The sequence below is a fragment of the Acinetobacter sp. WCHAc010034 genome (assembly GCF_001696615.3).
GTDB lineage: Bacteria > Pseudomonadota > Gammaproteobacteria > Pseudomonadales > Moraxellaceae > Acinetobacter.
This window is the reverse complement of record NZ_CP032279.1, coordinates 2,511,410-2,531,187: the sequence shown is the minus strand read 5'-3', so window position 1 is coordinate 2,531,187 and position 19,778 is coordinate 2,511,410. Positions and strand designations below refer to the sequence as shown.

At 50.3% G+C, this 19,778-nt stretch carries 16 protein-coding genes and 1 tRNA gene; 6 read left to right on the top strand and 11 right to left on the bottom strand.

What is annotated here, in order from left to right:
• Positions 1-47: 47 nt before the first annotated feature.
• Positions 48-812 carry a glycosyltransferase family 25 protein gene (locus BEN74_RS13720; protein ID WP_068909299.1) on the bottom strand — a complete coding sequence of 255 codons (765 nt, stop codon included), beginning with the start codon at positions 810-812 and terminating at the stop codon, positions 48-50.
• An 81-nt stretch (positions 813-893) separates the two neighbouring features.
• Here BEN74_RS13720 and BEN74_RS13715 point away from each other — a divergent pair, with 81 nt between their 5' ends.
• Complete coding sequence (locus tag BEN74_RS13715) at positions 894-1,778, top strand: hypothetical protein (RefSeq protein ID WP_068909302.1); 885 nt, start codon at positions 894-896, stop codon at positions 1,776-1,778.
• Between the two features lie 14 nt (positions 1,779-1,792).
• Here the strand turns inward: BEN74_RS13715 and BEN74_RS13710 are convergent, their stop codons facing one another.
• From BEN74_RS13710 to BEN74_RS19495, 9 genes are all read right to left on the bottom strand, one after another.
• On the bottom strand, positions 1,793-2,821 hold the full coding sequence (locus BEN74_RS13710) for a glycosyltransferase (protein WP_068909304.1): 1,029 nt from the start codon (positions 2,819-2,821) through the stop codon (positions 1,793-1,795).
• Entirely contained in the window at positions 2,818-3,591 is a 774-nt protein-coding gene (locus tag BEN74_RS13705) for a glycosyltransferase family 2 protein (protein ID WP_068909305.1), read from the bottom strand. The genes BEN74_RS13710 and BEN74_RS13705 overlap by 4 nt, the downstream gene beginning before the upstream one ends.
• A complete protein-coding gene (locus BEN74_RS13700) occupies positions 3,588-4,340 on the bottom strand; it encodes a polysaccharide deacetylase family protein (RefSeq protein ID WP_068909307.1) in 753 nt (250 codons plus the stop codon). The genes BEN74_RS13705 and BEN74_RS13700 overlap by 4 nt, the downstream gene beginning before the upstream one ends.
• Positions 4,340-5,368 (bottom strand): glycosyltransferase, encoded by a 1,029-nt coding sequence (locus BEN74_RS13695; protein ID WP_068909309.1) that lies wholly within the window; start codon positions 5,366-5,368, stop codon positions 4,340-4,342. The genes BEN74_RS13700 and BEN74_RS13695 overlap by 1 nt, the downstream gene beginning before the upstream one ends.
• A gap of 321 nt (positions 5,369-5,689) precedes the next feature.
• Positions 5,690-6,583: an ELM1/GtrOC1 family putative glycosyltransferase gene (locus tag BEN74_RS13690; protein WP_068909312.1), complete on the bottom strand. Its 894-nt coding sequence runs from the start codon at positions 6,581-6,583 to the stop codon at positions 5,690-5,692.
• Positions 6,584-6,658: 75 nt separating this feature from the next.
• The gene (locus BEN74_RS13685; RefSeq protein ID WP_068909314.1) at positions 6,659-7,585 is read right to left on the bottom strand and encodes a branched-chain amino acid transaminase; all 927 of its coding nucleotides are present in this window, start codon (positions 7,583-7,585) and stop codon (positions 6,659-6,661) included.
• Between the two features lie 18 nt (positions 7,586-7,603).
• On the bottom strand, positions 7,604-10,363 hold the full coding sequence (gene glnE / locus BEN74_RS13680) for a bifunctional [glutamate--ammonia ligase]-adenylyl-L-tyrosine phosphorylase/[glutamate--ammonia-ligase] adenylyltransferase (RefSeq protein WP_068909900.1): 2,760 nt from the start codon (positions 10,361-10,363) through the stop codon (positions 7,604-7,606).
• Positions 10,364-10,447: 84 nt separating this feature from the next.
• Positions 10,448-11,725: a sensor histidine kinase gene (locus BEN74_RS13675; protein WP_068909316.1), complete on the bottom strand. Its 1,278-nt coding sequence runs from the start codon at positions 11,723-11,725 to the stop codon at positions 10,448-10,450.
• 76 nt (positions 11,726-11,801) lie between these two features.
• Positions 11,802-12,026 carry a hypothetical protein gene (locus BEN74_RS19495; protein WP_162898194.1) on the bottom strand — a complete coding sequence of 75 codons (225 nt, stop codon included), beginning with the start codon at positions 12,024-12,026 and terminating at the stop codon, positions 11,802-11,804.
• Positions 12,027-12,738: 712 nt separating this feature from the next.
• Here BEN74_RS19495 and BEN74_RS13670 point away from each other — a divergent pair.
• Entirely contained in the window at positions 12,739-14,970 is a 2,232-nt protein-coding gene (locus BEN74_RS13670) for an NADP-dependent isocitrate dehydrogenase (protein WP_068909318.1), read from the top strand.
• 380 nt (positions 14,971-15,350) lie between these two features.
• Here BEN74_RS13670 and BEN74_RS13665 read toward each other — a convergent pair.
• Positions 15,351-15,437: transfer RNA gene (locus BEN74_RS13665), tRNA-Leu, on the bottom strand.
• Between the two features lie 177 nt (positions 15,438-15,614).
• Here BEN74_RS13665 and queA point away from each other — a divergent pair.
• From queA to tgt, 4 genes are all read left to right on the top strand, one after another.
• A complete protein-coding gene (gene queA / locus BEN74_RS13660; RefSeq protein WP_068909320.1) occupies positions 15,615-16,655 on the top strand; it encodes a tRNA preQ1(34) S-adenosylmethionine ribosyltransferase-isomerase QueA in 1,041 nt (346 codons plus the stop codon).
• A gap of 14 nt (positions 16,656-16,669) precedes the next feature.
• Positions 16,670-17,698, top strand: coding sequence for a hypothetical protein (locus BEN74_RS13655; RefSeq protein WP_068909321.1), 1,029 nt, complete (start codon positions 16,670-16,672; stop codon positions 17,696-17,698).
• A gap of 32 nt (positions 17,699-17,730) precedes the next feature.
• Complete coding sequence (locus tag BEN74_RS13650) at positions 17,731-18,297, top strand: LemA family protein (protein ID WP_068909902.1); 567 nt, start codon at positions 17,731-17,733, stop codon at positions 18,295-18,297.
• A 307-nt stretch (positions 18,298-18,604) separates the two neighbouring features.
• Positions 18,605-19,735, top strand: coding sequence for a tRNA guanosine(34) transglycosylase Tgt (gene tgt / locus BEN74_RS13645; RefSeq protein ID WP_068909323.1), 1,131 nt, complete (start codon positions 18,605-18,607; stop codon positions 19,733-19,735).
• The last annotated feature ends 43 nt before the right edge of the window (positions 19,736-19,778 follow it).

Genomic DNA, 19,778 nt, shown 5'->3' with positions numbered 1-19,778 from the left:
CTCATTAAATTTTTACTTTAGCAACGTGTCATTGCAAAAAATTAAATTCAGTTATTTTTATAGCGCGAAGTCACTAATTTAATTAAATTCTTAGGCCAGAATTTACCATAGCTGCTCACAGGCAAATCTGCAGTATTAACCCGTTCATTTTCTATTTTGCTGATGGCCTCATCGGTTTCCCCTACAGCAAGGGGCGGATGCTCAATAATATGCGTCATTAAAATATGTGCAGTAGAATCAAAGTCATATAAATAGCCCCAATCATCCGCTTTTCTAATTCGCGCATTGTATTTAAGCAAAGTATTAGCCATTTTACGGTCAACAATATATGCAAAAGCTGCGCAAACGCGATGATAATAATGCGGTGTTACTTCTAAAACATTTTTATTTAAAAATTTTTGCGCTCTGATTTTTCCTCTGACTTTTAAAGACTCTTTCATTTGAATACCACCAAGACTCAGTAAAATATTAGGCGGAAAATCCGCCTTTTCTATTTCAGCTTCAATCTGCGCAAGAGTCAAAGCATGAGGAAACAGCGCGTCATCTTCTAAAATAAGCGCATAATCATCATCAGTTTCTAAAAATGCTTTCAGCGCAGCCATATGAGATAAGGAACAGCCCAGCTCACTTGGAGAAAGCGGCTGGGAGCGGCCTTTTACCGCAATTTCAAAATACTGCTTAACAGGGAGTTCCGAGCCTTTTACACCAACTTTTGCAAAAGGCGCAGCACCTTGCTGAAAAAAAGGCTGTGCTGTAAAGTTATTTAAACGAAGAGAGTTTTCTTCCTCAATACTTATCACAAAAATTTTCATCAAAATGGGCCTGTATAAACTATATAAATGATATCTAATGTAGAATCATATGAATAGTTAGTAATTTATAATTTTCTTACGATGAAAAGAATTTTGTTAAAAAAATGGTACAAACACCAGCAAAATCAGCAAGCTAAAAAATTTGATTCCCACTGGTACATGCGTTTTGGCTGGCTGGACGAATCGTTAAAAAGCCAAGAACAATTAAAAAATCTTTTTGAAATCCACTCGCCGCGCAAATTCACCTTTGCAGACTGTTTTTATGCGCAGGAAAATGACCGCTATTTCATTTTTTTTGAAGAAGTCGATGATGTTCACCCTGTCGGCTTTTTATCGGTTCTGGAAGTCTTTAAAGATGGGGCTTATACTGAACCGCAAACCATTTTAAAACTGGACTATCATCTGTCCTACCCTTGTGTTTTTAAAGCCGGGAATGACTGGTACATGATTCCGGAAAGCAGCGCCAATAAAACCGTTGAACTGTGGAAATGCACCGAGTTTCCGCTGAAATGGGAAAAGCATTCAAATATTCTAGAAGGCATTGAAGCTGTGGACAGCACACCTTTTTACCATGAAGGCATGTGGTACTTATTTACCTCCACGCGCAGAAACTGCAAAAAATTCGGCGACCGCCTAGACCTGTTTTTTACCGAAGATATTTTAAATCCAAACTGGCAGGAGCATCCGCAGAATCCGGTATGCAAGGGCCATCAGCAGTTCCGCATGGCAGGCAAGCCCTTCATTTATGACGGCAAGCTGGTTCGTCCAAGCCAAGACTCCTTAAAGCGCTATGGCGGCAACATTGAGCTGAAGGAGATTGTGCGGCTGAGCCCGGCGCATTATGAAGAGCGCCTGCTGGAAGTTGTCCTGCCGGAGTGGCATGACAGCGATGACGGCTGCCATACCATCAATGCTGAAGGCGGTTTTGTGGTTTTAGATGCGATCCGCTTAACCGCCAAAAACTAAGGAATTTTCCTGCGCTATTTTTGCAGCAATTGCTCATAAATATTCAGCGTTTGCCCTGCCATTGCTTGAACAGTCAATTCAGCCTTGGCTCTGGCAAATAAGGGCTGAAATTCGGCCTGCGCAGACAGCGCATTTATAATTGCAGCATGCAATTCATCCGCTTTGCCGGTGCCGGCCAAATACGGCTCCGGCAGCCATTCAACCACGCCATTGACTTTGGTCGATGCCATGGCTTTATCCGCCTGCAGCGCCTCAACCATCACCAGCGGGAAACCCTCGCGGTCTGAGGACAGCACCACGGCATCCGCAAGCTGAATCAAATCACGCGCATCACTCCGGAACCCAAGAAAAGCCGCCTGATGCTGCAGATTCTGCTGCTGCATCTGGCTTTCCAGTCTTTGACGCAATGAGCCATCTCCCACAATCCAAAGGTTGGCGTCTATGCCTTGCATGGCTTGAAGCAGCAGGCTGATATTTTTCACCGGCTCTAAGCGGCCAATGCACATCACAATTTTTCTGGAAGCGTCTAAAGCCGGATGCTGCGCATAAATTTCAGCTTTCAGCCGCTGTTTTTGCTGATCGGAAAGCCTAGGCTGCGCATGCACGCCGTTATAAATCACATGCGCCTTGGCAGGCGGTATGCTCTGCGTCAGCGCCTGGCTGACCGCAATCACCGCATCTGCAGCCGCATAAGCGGATTTATTTTTTTTAGTGCCATGCACCGTGCTGACAAATTTAACAGGCTGCAGCCATGCGCGGATTTTTGCAATCAGCTCAGCCGCCTTGCCGGCCTGCGCATGCACAATATCCGGCTGAATTTGATTAATCAGGCTTTTCAGCTGCCAAAGCAGCAGGATGTTCCAGCGGCTGCGGGCAAAATCGACCGCATGAAAATGCACCTGCGGATTGAACTTTTCCGCATAGCAAGGATGCGCAATCATATGCACTTCATGCTGCTGCGACAGCTCATTCGCCAAGTTAAAGGTATGCTGCTCCAAGCCGCCGATGCCGCCGCTGGTCGCCAAGACCTGAACAATTTTCATGGCTTGTCCTGGCGGTTCTTTTGCGCGTTTTGATGCTGCTCAAACAGTTTTGCTTCTTTCAGAAAAGCATAAAATGCATTGATCATGCTGTTTACAAAGCCGCGCCAGCCATTCAGGCAGCTGCGGCGGATGAAATAGGATTTCAGGAAAGTCATAGGCATCACCAGGCTCAGCTTCAATACGCTTGGCTTTTTGCCTTTTTGGAACTTTTCCGCCGCCTTCAAGTTTGAATACTGATTGTTTTTTTCAACTTTGACAAAAATGCTCGATTCGCCATAGTGATAGATATCCCCGGCAGCGCGGGCGCTCTCGCCATTCACCACCACATTTTCATGGACTTTATTCTCAAGGTCATACTGGCCTTTGCTCTTGCGGAAAAAACGCACTTTGGCATGCTTCTTCGTGTGCTTGCTGTTCGGCACACCCAAGAACACATCATTGATGGGGGTGATTAAGGCATCAATTTGATCTGCCTGAATGGCCTGCTCAATTTCAGCTTTCAGTTCAGGCGACAGCACTTCATCGCCATCCAGATTCAGCACCCAGTCATTTTTACATTGCGCCAGCGCTAAACTTTTCTGGCCTGCATAGCCCTGCCAGTCCTGATGCGCAATGCGGGCATTCGGAAATGACTGCGCAATGGCATAGGTATCATCGGTGCTGCCGGAATCCAGAATAACCACTTCGGCAAAGTCCTTGACGCTATTGAGCGTATCGCGCAGCCAGGCGCCGCAGTTCAAGGTGACAATATAAACACTGCATGGAATCATAATTTATAGCGTCCTTTGGCTAAGGCAATGCGCATTTGCACGGCATTCATCGCGCCATGCGTGCTGACGCGGGGAATATTGAATTGATTTTCTGCGGTATAGGCTTCGACTTTCTTGCGGGTCGATACCGCATTTTTAAAGCCGATTTCTTTGGCCATCTGCTGATGCTTTGCATTAAAGCGCCCAAAGGGATAGGCAAAGCTCAGGCAGCGCCCGGCCAAGGCTTCCACATCCTGTTTTGAGGCCTGCATTTCTGCAAAAGCCTCATCATCAGACAGCTTAAGCAGATTCACATGATGCTGGGTGTGCGCGCCAAATTCAATCAGGCCTGAATCAGACATTTCCCGGATCTGTTCAGCATTTAATTTTTCGATGCCTTCAATTTGCGTGGCTAAATAAATAGTCGCTTTAGCCTGATATTTCTTCAGCAAGGGATAAGCGTATTGATAGTTATCCAAAAATCCATCATCAAAAGACAAAGCGAAAACATTGCGCTGGCCCTGATATTGATCCAGCTCGGAAACGAAACAGAAAACGGCTTTCTTTTTCACCAGATACTGCAGCAGCAGCTCAAATTTGGCCGGAGGCATATTCATGCCTGAAGCATCTTCATGCGGCGTCACTTGATGCAGCATTACGACACGCGGCAATTCAGCGCTGCGCAGCGGCAGCCAAAAGGTATAATTGCCCAGCAGGTACAGCACCGCGGCCAAAACTGCGATGCCGGCCAAGACATATAAAATCCACATTAAGCATATACCTCATGCGCCCATTCGTACGCTTCCGACAATGGCTGATCAAAAGTCACTTCAATCATAAACTGGCTGATGCGCTTGGCATTGAAGCTGCTTCGGGTTTTATTCCAGCCGGCTTCGGCAATTTTCCGGGCTTGCTCCGGGTGATCCGCATAGAATTTAATTTTTTCGGCCAAATCATTCTGGTCATCAAAATAAACCACTTCCTGCGCTGTATACAGCTTGTCAAAGCCAGGGATTTTCGGACTGAATGTCAGCAGGCCATTGCCGGTCAGCTGCACAATGCGGTCTGAGCTGTACAGCGTGACATCATTTCTGCGTGAGTAATTCAGCCCCATGCGCGACTCGGACAGCACCTTATAATAGCCTTTGCCGTAGACCCCCGGCTGCTCGAAACAGCCGTAATATTGATACTGCACCTGATTCTGCCTGAGGGTATCCGCCAAATCCTTCAGGAACTTTTCGCGTTCCGGCTCTTTATAAATGACGCCGCAGAAAATAAATTCCTTATCAATATTTTCAGATTCGAACTGCTTCAGCACTTCCACATTGCGGTGGCCGACATTCGGCATATAGGCGGCCTTTAAATGCGGCTGCTTCAGCTTTTTCAGGTACTCGCCGCCTGTAGTGCAGAAGATTGCATCCAAATACGGAGAAAAGTCGCGGACAAAACCCAGCTTCTGCTCCAGATACAGCGGATCGACATACCAGAAAGCGATTTTGGTTTTTGGAAACCGCTGCTTGATTTCTTTCAGCACGTCTGGGCTCATCAGGTCGCTGTGCCCGATCAGAACCAGATCCGGCTCAATATTATTGACGATTTTCAGGATTTCTTTATTGGCCCAGCTGGCGCCGAGTTTTTTGGTTTTAAAAATTGTGCCCATGCGCGCCATATCGCGGAAACTGAAGTCATAAACGAAATGGCCATTTTCGGTCAAGCCCGCGGAAATTTTGCGGTCTGTACAGTAAAAATGGGCGCCCTGCTTATTGAAGCCGAAATTCGCAATATGTAAAATTTTCATAAATCACTCAAAAAAACAATCAGCTGCAGTATCGCCGGATTGGCATATTCTAATCTTTAAAGCGCAAGAATAGCATAAAGCCAAGATGCGGACAGCAATAAACTTTTCATCCGCAGCGGCCGAAACCTGACAAAATAGGGCATTATTCATGCGGAAAAATCATTCTTGTTTTAGCCATTATTGAGATTCGGCTTAAGGGGTTCCACCTTGCTTTGCATTGATTTTCATTGCATATTTTTGTGCAGGGAGTTTGTGCAAAGCAGGCTGTATGCTCTATATCTCCGCTGATGTGCTAAGGGCCGATATTCAGCAGCCATCCTGCTAAGCAGCCTGCAGCAGCCGGGCAGCAGCCTGATCCGCTTCCATGAGCTGAAACGCCTCCGCAAGCTGGGAGATTTTAAAATGACTGGAAATAATTTGCCTCTCCAGCAATTGATCTACCACATTCACAATCCGGTCCTGCTTCAACCGGTCAACCTCAATCACCCCGACCCGGCAGCCTGCTGTCAGCGCTTCATAAATCATTGACACGCTGTCTTCAGTCACCCAAACCGCTTCCGCCTTCTGCATTTCTTCAAAAATCCAGCCCTGCGGAGTTTCTTCTACAGGAAAAACCTGCAGCTGCCCGGCAAAAGGCTGCGCCTGCAGCTGCTCCAGAAACGCTTTTGGCGTACGGCGCGAGGTGGTCAGGATAATTTCCGCCTGCAGATTGCTTTCCGCAATCTGCTGAACGGCTGACAGCACCTTTTGGTCATTCCATGCATGGCGCTTTGAAGATCCGCCCAGGGCAATTAAAATTCGGTTTTGCTGATGGCGCTGCTCATTCACAATCGGGTTCAGCGCGCCCTGAGTCACAATCACTTTTTTAGATTCAGGCACGGCGTCATGTTCAGGAATAATTGAATAATCAAACCACGATACAGGAAAATTCGGCTTCATTAAAATCACAGTTTTAGCCTGAGGATAGGCCTTCCCCAGCAGCAGAACCCGCAATTGAGTATGGCTGCCTACCCCGAAGATATAGTCCGGCGCCTGCTCCAAAGCCTTTAACCGGCCTGAAATTATGCCTTTGCATAAAGCCAGAAGCGGCAGCTGCTCAATGGAAATTTCCTGAAAGGTCACGCTTTGCCCGCTGATGCGCTGCACCGCATGATACAGGCCGGCAGCTTGCGAGCGGTGCCCGGCTTTTCCATCACTCACATAAACAATATGCATAAACAGCAGCCATCATCAAATTTCAATAAAAAAAGGCGGAACTTCCGTTCCGCCTTTTGATCTTAACCGATCCGCTTATTTTACGTAAGTTAGCCAGTGCGCATATTTAGGGTCTTTGCCCTGAACAGCGTCAAAATACGCTTTCTGGATTTTTTCCGTAATCGGGCCGCGGCAGCCTTCGCCGATTTGACGGTCATCATATTCACGGATTGGCGTCACTTCAGCGGCCGTGCCGGTAAAGAACGCTTCATCGCCGATATAGAACTCATCGCGGGTGATGCGGCGCTCAATTACTTCAATGCCCAGATCTTTCGCAATGGTGATGATGGTTTGGCGGGTAATGCCGTCCAATGCGCCGCCAGAGATATCCGGCGTATGCAGCGCGCCGTCCTTCACCAGGAAGACGTTTTCGCCTGAACCTTGACAGACATAGCCCTGCGGGTCCATCAGCATCGCTTCGTCATAGCCTGAATGCGCCACTTCCTGATGCGCAAGGATAGACAGCGTATAGTTGCCCGACGCTTTCGCCTTGCACATCGTCACATTCGGGTGATGATGGGTAAAGGATGAGGTTTTCACCCGGATGCCGTTCGCCATGGCTTCATCGCCCAGGTAAGCGCCCCAGCTCCACGCCGCCACAGCGGCATGAATGGTATTGTTTGTCGCGGCAATGCCGAGCTTTTCAGAGCCAATCCAGATTAAAGGACGCAGATAGCAGGACGCCAATTTATTTTCACGCACCACATCAATCTGCGCCTGTTCCAGCGCCGCCTGATCAAATGGAACTTTCATCTGATAAATTTTTGCAGAATTAAGCAGGCGCTTGGTATGGTCTTGGAGACGGAAAATCGCGGTACCATTTGGTGTTTCATAAGCGCGGACACCTTCAAAGACCCCCATGCTGTAATGCAGCGTATGAGTTAAAACGTGGACTTTCGCCTCACGCCAGTCAACCAATTGTCCATCTTGCCAAATAAAACCATCACGATCAGCCAAGTTCATGGCGCACACTCCAAATTTTTATACACAGTCATTTTTATCCAGGGCAGCAGCTGCGCCCGGATCAATTAATCTTTGCCATAGCTTGCAAACGGCCTCTCGGGTATCGCGCCAGTCCGCTGCGCTGACTTGCATGGATTGATTTGCAAGCGCCAGACGGTGGCTCTCGGCCCGTTCACAAAGATAAGCTTGAATCAATGCTGTCGCGTCGTCGCTGGATAAGCAACCTGCTTTTGCGGCGTCTTCAAGGATTCGTACGTTGTCGGAATAATGAGCGAGATCTGGATTCGCCCCACTCCATGCCAATACCGCATACTGTGCCATAAATTCAATATCAACGATACCACCTGCGTCCTGTTTTAAATGAAAAATTCCTTCTTTTTTCTGCTCCTTAGATGAGCCTAAATGATCCTTCATTTTGCAGCGCATTTTCAGCACTTCTTCGCGCACGCTGGCCTCATCTCTGGGCTGGGTCAGAATGCGGCAGCGCAGGTCTTCAAACTTGGCGCGCAGCGGATCTTCGCCGGCAATCGAGCGCGCGCGCACCAGCGCCTGATGCTCCCAGAGCCATGCGTTTTTAAACTGGTACTGCTCAAAGGCTTTCAGGCTGGTCACCAGCACGCCGGCCTCGCCGGAAGGGCGCAGCCGCGTGTCAATCTCATAGACCCGGCCATCCAGGGTCTGCGTGGTCATTAAAGACATGAATTTCTGCGCAACCCGCATGGCGAATTCAAAGCCGCTGATCGGCTTCAAGCCGTCGGTATCCGCCTGTTCATCCATGAAATGAATGAACACCAGGTCCAGGTCTGAACCGTAGCCCAGCTCAATGCCGCCCAGCTTGCCGTAGCCCGCAACCGCAAATGCGGTATGCTCCGGCGAGCAGCGCTGGCCTTCGGCATCCAGCGGGCAGCCGTGCTTTTTCGCGGTCATCCGGTACGCCAGATTCAGCGTCGCATTCACCGAAACCTCCGCAATATCGGTCAAGGCGTCAGAAACCTTCATCAGCGGGCTTTCCGCCAGCACATCGCTGGCAGCCACCGTCAGCACATTGGACTTTTTGAACAGGCGCAGCGCGCGCATCAGGTCTTCCACATCATCCAGCTCAATGCGCAGCAGCTGCTGGCGCAGCGAATCTTCCAGATCCCTGCGCTTGGGCAGCTCAAAATCCATCGACAGGAATTCATCCAGCAGCACCGGGTAATGGGTCAGCTCTTCGCAAATCCACGGGCTGACGGTGGCCATTTTCACCAGGCGCTGCAGCGCGCCTTTGCTTTCAATCAGCATCACCAAATACACCGTGCGGCGCATCACCGATTCCACCAGCGGCATCAGGCGCAATAAAGCCACCTGCGGGCTGTCGGACTGAATCACCGCTTCAACCAGATGCGGCCAGAAAGCCTTCAGGCGCTGCACCGCTTTAGCTGGGAGTTTTTTCAGCGCATGGCCATGCCAGAACTCATGCACCAGATTTTTCGCATGCGCATCCAGCACCGCATCCAGCTGCTTTTCCAGCTGGGCAAAGCTTTCAGTCAGCGGATCCGGCTCCGTTTCCTTAATCAGATGCTCAAACTGGTAAATCACTTTGACGCGCTTCCGGTTCAGGACCTGCAGCAGCTCATCCCAGGAGCCGTAGCCCAGCGTGTCCAGCATGCGCTGGCGCAGTTCGGCTTCGGCCGGCAGCGACTGGGTCTGCTGGTCATTCAGCGCCTGAATCGCATGCTCAATGCGGCGCAGGAACAGATAGGCGTCTTCAAGCTCCGCAACCGCCTGAGCGTCCAGCAGGCCGGCTCCGCCCAGATGGCGCAGGCTGACCAGGCACTGGCGGTCCTGCAGCGCCAGCTTGGAGCCGCCGTAAATCAGCTGGAACACCTGCACAATGAATTCCACTTCACGGATGCCGCCGGCGCCCAGCTTAATGTCATCTTCGATATTGCGGCGCAGCACTTCGCGCTCAATCATCGCCTTCATTTCGCGCATGGCTTCAAAGGCGCTGTAATCCACATATTTGCGGAACACAAAGGGCCGGGTCATCTGCAGCAGATCCTGGCCTTCTTTGCCGCCGGTGACAATCCGCGCCTTGATCCATGCATAGCGCTCCCACTCGCGGCCGTGCTGGCTGAGGTATTTTTCCAGCGCAGCATGGCTGATGGCCAGAGCCGAACCGTCACCCCAAGGGCGCAGGCGCATATCCACGCGGAACACAAAACCGTCGGCGGTGATATGATCCAGCAGGTAAATCAGCTTCTGCCCCCACAGAATGCAGAACTGCCGCACATCAATGCATTTGCGCCCATTGCTTTCGCCCTGCTCGTCAAAGGCGAAAATCAGGTCAATGTCGCTGGATAAATTCAGCTCCTGCGCGCCGAGCTTGCCCATAGCGATGACGATCAGGTCCTGCTTTTGCCCGTTGTAGCCGACCGGCTCGCCATGCTTGGCGGCCAGCGGCGGATAGGCGAAGGCTTTGGCGGCGCAAATGGCAGCGTCGGCAAAATCAGAGAGTTCCCGGGTCAGCGCAACCACATCGGTCAGCTGATTAGCGTCCTGCCAGATCCAGCGGAACATCAGGCGGGCGCGCAATATGCGCATGGCGCGCATCCATGCCGCTTCATCCTGAATCTGATCTAAGGTATTTTCCACATAGGCCTGAATTTGTTCAGCGCTGAGCGGCGCAAGGAACTGGTCGGCTGCATAATCCTGCTCAATTAAAGCGCCGTGCATTCCCAGCACCTGTTCAGCATACTGGCTGGCGCGCAATGCCTTGCGCAATTGTTCCGCGTTCATTTTCAAACCCTTGGCCTAAGTTTTTTCTAGTTATATCAGCTGCCGGAGGATAGTGGAAAAGAAATTTAATGCGCCATGCGCTGCTCAGGCGGTTTCTTCCGGCTTGTCACCCTGCAGGCTGCCCATGCTGAGGGCCTGATGGCTGCTGGATGCCGGCGGGAATGTTACGGTAAACGCCGTGCCGGCGCCCTCTTTGGACTCCACGCCGATTTCGCCGTGGTTTAAATCGACAAAGCGCTTGCACAGTATCAGCCCCAGCCCTGTGCCTTTTTCGCCGGCGGTGCCTTTAACGCTGACCGTCAGCTTGGGCTGAAACAGCTGTTCAATCTGATGCCGGGTCATGCCCAAACCATTATCCTGAATGCTGAGGCTCACGCCGGATTCGCCCTCCGCTGCGCGCAGCACCACCGCGCCGCTGCCGTCGGTATGGGTGAATTTAAGCGCATTGGAAACCAGATTCTGAATAACCGAAGTCACCATATTAATGTCTGCGTAAATTTTCAGGCCTTCAGGCACTTCATCCAGCAGGCGGATATTCTTTTTGACCGCCAGGCTGTTCAAAACATTGCAGACAATTTTGACCGACTGGCTGAGTTCAAAATTGATCGGATGATAGACAAAGCGCCCGCCTTCGGCCATGGCCCAGTTCAGCAGGCTTTCCAGCAGGCTGTAGGTGGACTGCGCCGTATCAAACAGATAATCGGCAATATTCTGAATGCTGGATTCATCCAGCGAATCGCGCTCCTGCGCCAGAACCTCTGAAAAGCCCAGCAGGCCATGAAACGGCGCGCGCAGGTCATGCGCGATAATCTGGAAAAATTTAGTCTTGCTGAAATTCAGCGCAGACTGCTGCTCATACAGCTCTTTCAGTTCGGCATTTTCCACCCGCAGCTTGATGATGCTGACCAGCCCCTGCACAAACTCCTGCACAACGCTTTTCTGCTGCGCATCAAATATCTCCGCGCTTTCATCAAACAGCAGCACCTGCCCGATCACGCTGCCGCCATCCTGCAGGTTAAAGCCCAGCAGGCGCGCATGGCCTGCGCCCAAGCCGCTAATATGCCGGGAAAACGCCGCATAATTCGGGTGCAGCGCATCAATGCAGCCCGCGCCGTCAAAATAGGCCGCCAGGCTGGCGCCTTCATGGGCCAGAAAGGGCTGGCAGCCTGCGGCTGAGGAATACCAAATATAGGGTTCGTCCTGAAAGGCCAGAATCGCGCTGTCAATCTGCAGCAGGCTTCTGGCAACTTTCAGGAATTCGGCAATGCGGTTATCTTCGGTAAACACTCCCAGCAGCAAGGCCAGCCTGCACGCCGCCAGCTGTTCAGTCTGCGTACCTATTTCGAGCAATTGTATTGCCATAGACGCCTCACTTTGCCATTGCTTAAAAGAGTCAAGCCGGCCGGATTAGCCAGCCTTAAGCTGCTTCCATTATTAATTAACAAATTTTAACAAACAACTCAATAACAGGAATCAAAAACCAGACCAAAGGCCTCCGGCAGGATAAGATGGAATTGCCAATACAGGCCCTAAAATAGGCAGGGATTTGAATGATTTGAAGGCTTTTATTGCAGCATAAATCAAGTGATTCATCATAAATTAAAAGCGTAAATAAAATGCAGCTTTGATCACACTTTCCACTAGCCGCCGCCGGATTTTCCATGGCCCGCCCGCTTACTGCGCCACTCTGCTCAAAATCCGCGCCTTAAATTATCTACAGTCAATTACTTCAATAGATCTCACACGCAAAAGCGAATGAAAGCATATTTTATCTGAGATGATGCGTGATGCAGATTGCAAAACTCAGCTATATGGTGGCTAAGCTTTCTTAAATGACGCCGCTAAAATCCCCTCAACTCCGAGTTTCCCAGGCCCTTGAGTAAAATAAACGCTGGATACGCGTGTGCGGCAGAGAGGCCGCACGCTGTTCATCCTTGCGCTGCACTTTAAAGCAGCGCTTAAAACTCGCTCAGGACACCGTGTATGGGCAACAAAAGGCTTTTATCCATTTTGGGTCTTTCCAAAGCGGAGTATTGCCTGCGCAAAGCTGTTTAAACATTTAAAGGAAAAATGAGGCAGTGCAAGCGCCATCATTAATTGCCGAAATAGTTAATGCGGCTAAAACCTCGTGAAATCCTATTTTATAGGAGATTTTTCATAAGGAAGCTGAAGGGGCTGCTTAAGAAAACTTGATAAGCGCAGTTATCGGCCTGACCGCGCATCATTTCTCAGCGAAATGTCGTTATCACTGGATATTTCGTTGACTGGGATGCCATCAGGACTGATACTCTCAAGTTTTATTAAGCAAACCGGTTCGCAGGGGCTGAGCTTTAGACTCGCTCCTGGAAAACTCAATCCAAAGCAAGGGGCTATATATGGCTGGTGGAAAGTCAACAATCATTTACACACTGACCGACGAGGCGCCGCTATTGGCGACCTACTCATTGCTGCCGATCATTGAAACCTTTACTAAGCCAGCTGGCGTCGAGATCGTTAAAAGTGATATCTCTGTAGCTGTGCGTGTGCTTGCAGAATTTGCAGACTGCCTAAGCGACGAACAAAAGGTACCTGATACGCTTGCAGAGCTTGGCCGTCTCACACAAGATCCAGACACCAATATTATCAAACTCCCAAATATCAGCGCTTCTGTTGGCCAGTTAACTGCGTGCATTAAAGAGCTTCAGTCTAAAGGCTACGCGCTTCCAGACTACCCTGAAAACCCAACAACTGACGAAGAAAAAGCGATCAAAGCGCGTTACAGCAAGTGCCTAGGTTCTGCTGTAAACCCTGTGCTGCGTGAAGGCAACTCTGACCGCCGCGCGCCTGCCGCGGTTAAAAACTACGTGAAAAAGCACCCGCACTCTATGAGCGAGTGGAAACAGTGGTCACAGACCCATGTATCTCACATGAACGAAGGTGACTTCTACCACGGTGAAAAGTCAATGACTTTAGACCGCGCTCGTGACGTGAAAATGGAACTTGTGACTAAGTCTGGCGAAACGATTGTTCTTAAACAAAAAGTTGCATTGAAAGATGGCGAAATCATCGACTCAATGTTTATGAGCAAGAAAGCGCTCTGCGACTTCTATGAAAAAGAACTTGATGATTGTAAAGAAGCAGGCATTTTGTTCTCTCTGCACGTTAAAGCAACCATGATGAAAGTTTCGCACCCGATCGTTTTCGGTCACTGTGTGAAAATTTACTACAAAGATGCTTTTGAAAAACACGGCAAATTATTCGATGAGCTAGGCATTAACGTAAACAACGGCATGGCTGGCCTCTACGAGAAGATCGCCACTTTGCCAACGTCTGTTCGTGAAGAAATCATCGAAGACCTGCACGCTTGCCAGGAACACCGTCCTGCACTTGCGATGGTTGATTCTGCGAAAGGCATCACAAACTTCCACTCACCAAACGACGTGATTGTAGATGCTTCTATGCCTGCAATGATTCGCGGCGGCGGTAAAATGTGGGGCGCTGACGGCAAACCTTATGACTGTAAAGCGGTAATGCCTGAGTCAACTTTTGCGCGTATTTACCAGGAAATGATTAATTTCTGTAAATGGAATGGCAACTTCGATCCACAAACTATGGGTACTGTGCCTAACGTTGGTTTGATGGCGCAAAAAGCTGAAGAATACGGTTCACACGACAAAACTTTCGAAATTTCAGAAGCCGGTGTTGCAAACATCGTCGATCTTGAAACTGGCGAAGTGCTGATGTCGCAAAACGTGGAAGAAGGCGATATCTGGCGTATGTGTCAGGTGAAAGACGCGCCGATCCGCGACTGGGTAAAACTTGCGGTAACGCGCGCGCGCAACTCTGGCATGCCTGCAATTTTCTGGCTTGACCCGTACCGTCCGCACGAAAACGAGCTGATCAAGAAAGTTGAAAAATACTTGAAAGATCATGACACTGCTGGTTTAGACATTCAAATCATGTCTCAAGTACGCGCTATGCGCTATACGCTTGAGCGTGTTGCACGCGGTCTAGATACAATTTCAGTAACAGGCAATATTTTACGTGACTACCTGACTGACTTGTTCCCAATTATGGAATTAGGCACTTCAGCGAAAATGCTGTCTATCGTTCCGTTAATGGCGGGCGGCGGCATGTACGAAACCGGCGCAGGCGGTTCAGCGCCGAAACACGTACAGCAGCTGGTAGAAGAAAACCATTTACGCTGGGATTCACTGGGTGAATTCATGGCGCTGGCTGTATCGCTAGAAGAGATGGGTATTAAAGAAGGCAATGACAACATTAAGCTGCTTGCTAAAACTTTAGACCAAGCGACTGGCAAATTACTGGACAACGACAAGTCTCCATCACGCCGCACCGGTGAATTAGACAACCGTGGCAGCCACTTCTACTTAGCGAAATACTGGGCTGAAGAACTTGCAGCACAAGATGAAAACGCTGAGCTGAAAGCCAAGTTTGCGCCGCTTGCGAAAGCGCTGACTGAAAACGAAGACAAAATCGTTGCTGAACTTGCAGAAGTTCAAGGCAAAGCTGCCGATATAGGCGGTTACTACGCAGTTGATGCAGCGAAAGTAAGCGCTGTGATGCGTCCAAGTGCAACTTTAAATGCAGTGCTTGAATCTGCTTAAGCTTAATGCATCGCTGATTCGCTCAGCGATATGAAAAACCGGCGCTTAGGCGCCGGTTTTTTTATGCGCGCCTGCAGAATTCCGGTTCTTAGGAATGAACTATGCCCCCACAGAATCCAAGCCTGCTGCTTTTTACTGATGCACACTGCATTCAAATCATCGTAAATTTCTACGGCAGCATCAACCGCATGAAACAGAAGGCCAGAAATACCGGCAGGATTTTAATTAAAATATCAATTGCCGTCATTTCCCACCAGAATTAAAAATACATTTAAAAACAATAATATAAATTCAAAAAACGGTTTAAAGCCAAGCGGACTTATTTCCTTCAGGCAATAAAAAACCCCAAGGCTTAATATGCTTGGGGTTTTTCAAAATCTTGGTCCCGAGGGTCGGACTCGAACCGACACGTCATCTCTGACAGCGGATTTTGAGTCCGCCGCGTCTACCAATTTCACCACCTCGGGAGTGGATGACGGCTATATTACCCTGTTTCAAAAACTTGTCAACGCATGAAATACGCATTTGATTACTTTTAAAGCGCTTGAGATTTTTTCGCTTCATAAATCGCCAAATTCAGCCATCAAACTTAAAAAAGCATATACTAGGCGCAATTTTATCCCCTGCTGCTTTATACATTCCTCATGCAACTTTCAGATTTCAGTTTTGATCTCCCCGATGAACTCATTGCCCGCTACCCGCTGCAGAACCGCAGCGCCTCCCGCCTGCTTCATCTAGACAGCCAAGGCCAGCATCATGACGGCCATTTCACTGACATTCTGGATTTGCTTGAGCCGGGCGACCTGCTGCTGCTGAACGACACCAAAGTCATGAAGGCGCGCTTAAAAGGCAAACGCGCCAGCGGCGGCGCAGTTGAAGTGCTGGTTGAGCGCATGATGGACAAATTCATTGCCCACTGCCACATTAAAGCCAGCAACTCGCCGAAAGCCGGCGCAGAACTGTTTATTGGCCCGGATGAAGTGCAGGTAACGGTCAAAGGCCGCCATGAAAACCTGTTCATCGTTGAGTTTTCACAGCCGATTTTAGAAGTTTTGGAGCAATACGGCGCCCTGCCGATTCCCCCGTACTTCAACCGCGAAGCGGAAGCCATTGACACCGAACGCTATCAAACCGTTTTCAACGATCCGGCCAAGCTGGCAAGCGTGGCTGCCCCGACCGCCAGCCTGCATTTTGATCAGGAGCTGCTGGAAAAATTAGAGGCCAAAGGCATCGGCAAGGCCTTTGTCACCCTGCATGTCGGCGCCGGCACTTTCCTGCCTGTGCGCGCAGCGGATATTGCCAACCACATTATGCACAGCGAATGGTGCGATGTGCCGGAACAGACCGTTGAGCTGATCCGGCAGGCCAAAGCCCGCGGCAATAAAGTGATTGCGGTCGGCACCACCGCAACCCGCGCCGCTGAAAGCGCAGCTCAGGCGCATGGCGGCGCGCTGCAGGCCTGGACCGGCGACACCCAGATTTTCATCTATCCAGGCTATGAGTTTAAAGTGGTTGACCGCCTGATCACCAACTTCCACCTGCCGGAGTCCACCCTGCTGATGCTGGTGGCTGCCCTGTCCAGCCGCGACAATATTCTGAACGCCTACCGCCATGCTGTAGACAGCCAGTACCGCTTTTTCAGCTATGGCGACGCCATGCTGATTGACAGCATCCGCCTGAAATAGCCGGAAGCCCGCCCATGCCCCTCGATTCCGTCAAGCAGTCCATTCATATCCGGCGCAGGAAAAATCAGGTGATTTTCCAGAATATCGCCCGGCTGTGGGATCTGGGGCGCAGCGCGCAGTCGCATCAGGAAATTCTGGATGGGCTGCACCCCTGGAATGCGCCGATCAGCCTGCGCTTTGAAAACCTGCTGCCGCGCCTGCTGGCTGTGGCCGGCGTCTTGACGGCCTTGCCGTTTTTTTTCCAGGCCGCGCATTTCTGGGCGCAGCTGTGCCTGCTGGCCGGCCTGCTGATGATCTTCGGGGCCTACATCAGCTATGAGAATGATGATCCGGTGCAGGAGGTCATCGCTTTCCTGGAAAAGGAAAGCATCGCCAAAAAATATCAGCTGGCCTTTGGCCGGCAGCCGCAGCACATTTCCATCCCAATGAACCAGCTGCATTTCATTGCGCACATCAAGCGCCTGTTTCCCGCCTTCAGCCGCGGCTCGCTTTCCAATGACATCAGCACTTACGCCAGTTCGGTCTGGGAAGATGAAAATGGCCGGCAGCATCAGGTGCTGCTGTTTCAGTACCATTATGTCGATGAAATTAAAGCCCGCGGCAAAGACGGCGAAGAAATCAAGCTGAAGGAAGTGCATAAAGACTTATGGGGCATATTTGTCTTTGATGTGGAAATTCAGGGCATTGCGGTGTCCAGCATGAATACCGCATTTTACTATCCCTACAGCTTCCCATGGCACAGCAGCGACATTCAGATCAATCAGCGCCTGAAATTTTACGGCAGCGATGAAATGCAGACCGCCAAGCTGATGAGCCCCGGCTTCGTGCTGCGCCTGGCGGATTTTTTTGCGCAGCGCCAGGGCGACCTGATGTTTCATCCATCCAGCAATCTCCTGTGCTTTCTTGGGCCGCAGGATCTGTTCAAAGCGTCCAGCAAAGCGGAAAAGATCGAAGATATTTCAGCATTGCGCGGGCATCTGAGAACGTTTAAATTAACTGCATTAGAAAATTTAAAGCATGACCTGATGCAATTCCTGAAATAGGAGTGCATGCGGGCTTTAGGGGAATTGAGATGATGGCACTGCTGCTGTTTTTTTTACTGATCATCGCTGCGGTTTTTGCCTGCATCATGATCCGCAACAACATTGTGCGCCACCATAACGCCACCATCCGGGCATGGGCGGACGTCGCCAGCTATGAGCGCCAGAAAATCAAGATTCTGGACGGCCTGCAGCCGCTGGTCGAACAGTACTCCAGCTTTGAAAAAGGCACGCTGGAAAAAGTCACCGAACTGCGCCAGAACATTCTGAACCTGAACCTGAACAATACCGATGTGTCGCAGCTGCAGCGCATTGAGTCGCTGAACAAAGAGCTGATGCACAGCCTGAATGTAGTAGTGGAAAACTATCCTGAACTGAAAGCCAATGAAATTTATCTGAAAATGATGGTTGAAATTGAAGAGCAGAACGAGAACGTCGGCGCGGCCATCACCATTTTCAACCGCAACGTCGAACTGTTCAACAATCACATCCAGATTTTCCCGAATAATATTGTCAATACCATGACTTTAGGCAAAAAAGCCATCCGCCCGTTCCGCGACAGCGCGGCAACGCAGAATTTTGATTACCGCCCGAATTTCTAGCCCGATGCAGCATCAAGGCATTCTCCCGCCCGGATGCCTTGCTTCCCGCTTTCCCTCATCTCAGGTTTTAAACTGCAGCTGATTCCGCCCGCTGCTCTTGGCCCGATACAGCAGCCAATGCCTGTTTACAGCCTTGGCCTGAAGGCGGCCCGCCGGAGCGCCATTTTATTTTCAAAATAAACAATTTAGTTAAAATCGGCTGCCCAATGCATCACAGAACTGGCGTTTAGGGCCAGAATCAAGGAAAATAGCGTACTTTTAGCACTAATGATCAGCGAACTGTTTTTCGCCTTGATTTGGACTCAGTATGAAGTTTGAAAAATTAGGCCAGTCGGGGCGCGCCCGGCGCGGCCGCCTGACCCTTGCGCACGGCGTGGTTGAAACGCCGGTATTTATGCCTGTCGGCACTTACGGCACGGTTAAAGGCATGCTCCCCCGCGACATCGAAGATATCAAAGCGCAAATTATTTTGGGCAACACCTTCCACCTGTACCTGCGTCCGGGCCTTGAAGTGATTGAACAGCACGGCGGCCTGCATGAATTCATGAAATGGGACAAGCCGATTCTGACCGATTCCGGCGGCTTCCAGGTCTTCAGCCTTGGCGCCATGCGCAAAATCAAGGAAGAAGGCGTAACGTTCCGCTCGCCGATTGACGGCTCCAAAGTCTTTTTATCGCCTGAAATTTCCATGGAAATTCAAAAGACTTTAAATTCAGACATCGTGATGATTTTTGATGAATGCACGCCTTATCCGGCCACGCATGAAGAAGCGCAGAAATCCCTGCAGCTGTCGCTGCGCTGGGCCAAGCGCTGCAAAACCCATCACCATGATGAGCTGAAAAACAGCAATGCGCTGTTCGGCATCATTCAGGGCGGCATGTACGAAGACCTGCGTGACGAATCTCTGAACGGCCTGCTGGAAGTCGGCTTTGACGGCTACGCGATCGGCGGCCTGTCGGTCGGCGAGCCGAAAGAAGAAATGATCAAGGTGCTGGACTACCTTCCAGTGAAAATGCCGGAAGACAAGCCGCGCTACCTGATGGGCGTAGGCAAGCCTGAAGACATCGTTGAAGGCATCCGCCGCGGTGTGGACATGTTTGACTGCGTCATGCCTTCACGCAACGCGCGCAACGGCCATTATTTTGTCTCTGACGGCCTGGTGCGCATCCGCAACGCCAAGTACCGCTATGACCAGGGCCCGCTGGACGCAGACTGCGACTGCTATACCTGCAGCAATTTCACCCGCGCCTACCTATTCCATCTGGAAAAATGCGGCGAAATGCTGGGCTCGATGCTGGGCACCATCCATAACCTGCGCTATTACCAGCGCTTTACTCAGGACATCCGCGACGCCTTGGACAATGGCACATTTGACGCGTTTGTTCAGGACTTTTATGCCCGCCGCGGTTTAGAAGTGCCGCCGTGCCCGCAAGATTAATCCTGCGGCATTTGCGCTGAGGAAAAAGACAGGGTAAATTGCA

Excerpts from the sequence above, each read along its gene's own strand:
- BEN74_RS13720 (WP_068909299.1), bottom strand. The coding sequence starts at position 812 with ATGAAAATTTTTGTGATAAGTATTGAGGAAGAAAACTCTCTTCGTTTA.
- BEN74_RS13715 (WP_068909302.1), top strand. The coding sequence starts at position 894 with ATGAAAAGAATTTTGTTAAAAAAATGGTACAAACACCAGCAAAATCAG.
- BEN74_RS13710 (WP_068909304.1), bottom strand. The coding sequence starts at position 2,821 with ATGAAAATTGTTCAGGTCTTGGCGACCAGCGGCGGCATCGGCGGCTTG.
- BEN74_RS13705 (WP_068909305.1), bottom strand. The coding sequence starts at position 3,591 with ATGATTCCATGCAGTGTTTATATTGTCACCTTGAACTGCGGCGCCTGG.
- BEN74_RS13700 (WP_068909307.1), bottom strand. The coding sequence starts at position 4,340 with ATGTGGATTTTATATGTCTTGGCCGGCATCGCAGTTTTGGCCGCGGTG.
- BEN74_RS13695 (WP_068909309.1), bottom strand. The coding sequence starts at position 5,368 with ATGAAAATTTTACATATTGCGAATTTCGGCTTCAATAAGCAGGGCGCC.
- BEN74_RS13690 (WP_068909312.1), bottom strand. The coding sequence starts at position 6,583 with ATGCATATTGTTTATGTGAGTGATGGAAAAGCCGGGCACCGCTCGCAA.
- BEN74_RS13685 (WP_068909314.1), bottom strand. The coding sequence starts at position 7,585 with ATGAACTTGGCTGATCGTGATGGTTTTATTTGGCAAGATGGACAATTG.
- glnE (WP_068909900.1), bottom strand. The coding sequence starts at position 10,363 with ATGAACGCGGAACAATTGCGCAAGGCATTGCGCGCCAGCCAGTATGCT.
- BEN74_RS13675 (WP_068909316.1), bottom strand. The coding sequence starts at position 11,725 with ATGGCAATACAATTGCTCGAAATAGGTACGCAGACTGAACAGCTGGCG.
- BEN74_RS19495 (WP_162898194.1), bottom strand. The coding sequence starts at position 12,026 with ATGGAAAATCCGGCGGCGGCTAGTGGAAAGTGTGATCAAAGCTGCATT.
- BEN74_RS13670 (WP_068909318.1), top strand. The coding sequence starts at position 12,739 with ATGGCTGGTGGAAAGTCAACAATCATTTACACACTGACCGACGAGGCG.
- queA (WP_068909320.1), top strand. The coding sequence starts at position 15,615 with ATGCAACTTTCAGATTTCAGTTTTGATCTCCCCGATGAACTCATTGCC.
- BEN74_RS13655 (WP_068909321.1), top strand. The coding sequence starts at position 16,670 with ATGCCCCTCGATTCCGTCAAGCAGTCCATTCATATCCGGCGCAGGAAA.
- BEN74_RS13650 (WP_068909902.1), top strand. The coding sequence starts at position 17,731 with ATGGCACTGCTGCTGTTTTTTTTACTGATCATCGCTGCGGTTTTTGCC.
- tgt (WP_068909323.1), top strand. The coding sequence starts at position 18,605 with ATGAAGTTTGAAAAATTAGGCCAGTCGGGGCGCGCCCGGCGCGGCCGC.